We start from the raw sequence: 584 nt of genomic DNA, 5'->3' as shown, positions 1-584 counted from the left end.
TTGGTCAGCAAATCAGGTAGATGGCTAAAACCAGGAAAAGAAACTATCAATTGATTTCATTGAAAAAATAAGTATAGTATATGAAAAAAGCTGTTTTCTTATTTCTGGCATTATTTTCGATTGTACATGTTCACGGGCAAAAATTTGGTTATGTAGATACGGATTATGTACTAAGCAAAATGCCGGAATACGGTGAGGCTCAAGCCGAGATTGATAAACTATCTAAAGGATGGGAAGAAGAGCTTCAGGAGATGTCCAGAGAGATCGAGTCTATGTATAGTGAGCTGCAGGCAGAAGAGGTACTACTGACTGCGGAAATGAAAAAAGATAGACTGGCTCAGATAAATAAAAAAGAAACTGAACTAAAAGAGTATCAGAAAAAAATATTTGGGTTTGATGGTTTATTCTTTCTTAAGAAGAAGGAGCTTGTCAAGCCGGTACAAGACAAGGTTTTTGACGCGGTAGAGCGTGTATGCAAAGAGCAACGTTTAGCTATAATGTTTGATAAAGCAGGCGATTTGGTGATGATATACACAGACCCACGTCACGATTATACAGACTTTGTTTTAGAAGAGTTGGGGTTA

Annotated in this window: 1 protein-coding gene; it reads left to right on the top strand. The window is 37.3% G+C overall.

The annotated features are described in order from the left end of the window. Nucleotides 1–80 precede the first annotated feature (80 nt). A partial coding sequence (locus tag E1176_RS00290) for an OmpH/Skp family outer membrane protein (RefSeq protein WP_155208598.1) occupies nucleotides 81–584 on the top strand: 504 nt, incomplete at its 3' end.

The sequence above is a fragment of the Fulvivirga aurantia genome (genome assembly GCF_009711475.1).
GTDB classification, from domain to species: Bacteria; Bacteroidota; Bacteroidia; order Cytophagales; family Cyclobacteriaceae; genus Fulvivirga; species Fulvivirga aurantia.
Note: the sequence above shows the minus strand (reverse complement) of the source record. Positions and strands in the feature narration are given on the sequence as shown.